Raw genomic sequence first — 1,195 nt, 5'->3', positions numbered from 1 at the left:
CAGGGCGGGAGCATACTTTGATGGATTTATAACCCAAAGAAGACTCTAGCCCGATAATCGTCGTTCCATCCCGCTTTTTTCAACTTCACCTTTTGACTTGGCGCACCGCAATCACATTGCTTAAGCATGTTCATTACAAAGCGTCTGAACAACGCTATGTTCTCAACGGCACCATCCAAAGTGATTCGAGAGCTATCCTCTTTAAAAACAACATCTAATACGTAGTGTTGGCTGTTTTCAATTCGCCAGTGTTGACGAATATAATGACCAAGTAATTTGTGATTCGGCGACATGGAACTTATGTAGTATGACGTATCTACGGTGCCTTTCCCGTTTATCACTCGGTGGCGTTCCACTGCTATAATGCTTCTTACCGTCGGCCATTTCTTTGCTAGTTTTTCGGGCAACTTAGCCTTAAGTTGAAAAACGTATCGCTCTTCGTTACGACCATGATGTGTCTCTTTGATTTCAGTGACTATTTTCTCTTTCCTAGCATCGAAGATAGCCTGAAACTGTTCAACAACAGCCGCTCTTAGTTTCGGTTGGTTGTTCTTCACTTGAACAACAACATGCGCTTTCTTTTCTTTTATCTTCTCTAGGGTTTCGCGCTGGCAATGCAGCGCATCAATCGTGACCACACTGCCTTTTACATTTATAACATCAAGCATTTGGCGCACAACACTGATCTCGCCATTCTTGTTTTCCGTCGGTTTTTGGCTCAGAACAAGGCCACGCTCAGTGTCATATGCCGTGACCAACTGCAACGCTGTTTTCCTGTCATTTCGATAAGAGCCACGCAGGACTTTTCCGTCGAATGCGATTATGGGTTTATTTTGGTTGGCTCTTTGTTCGTTTATCCACAAGGCCAACGCTTCAAGCAATGACTCCGCAACAACTGAGCGTAATATGCGTGCTATTGTGTGTCGTCGGGGGATTCCATGTTTGAATGGCCTGTACTTTCTTAACCAGCTTAACTTCTCTTCCCCATAAAATTCAATGTCTTGCCATCCTTCGCACCCAGATGCAATAGCACTAATAACGAGGAACATAACGTCAATAAGGTCATGTTTTTGGTTAATGTCAGAACGAGTATCTTCGATGACGGATAGGTGCTCAATTAAGTTCAAAATGGCTGTCTAGCTAAGGGTTTGACGCTATTAGATCATATTTGTTAACAAAGTGCGATCCCGCCCTG

At 43.7% G+C, this 1,195-nt stretch carries 1 protein-coding gene; it reads right to left on the bottom strand.

Features of this window, described 5'->3' with window-relative positions:
* Positions 1 to 26: 26 nt before the first annotated feature.
* Positions 27 to 1,127 carry an ISAs1 family transposase gene (locus AB6E52_RS23060; protein ID WP_102319869.1) on the bottom strand — a complete coding sequence of 367 codons (1,101 nt, stop codon included), beginning with the start codon at positions 1,125 to 1,127 and terminating at the stop codon, positions 27 to 29.
* Positions 1,128 to 1,195 lie beyond the last annotated feature (68 nt).

The organism is Vibrio sp. 10N.247.311.13, assembly GCF_041467595.1.
GTDB classification, from domain to species: domain Bacteria; phylum Pseudomonadota; class Gammaproteobacteria; order Enterobacterales; family Vibrionaceae; genus Vibrio; species Vibrio crassostreae_C.
This window is presented reverse-complemented; position numbering and strand designations above follow the sequence as displayed.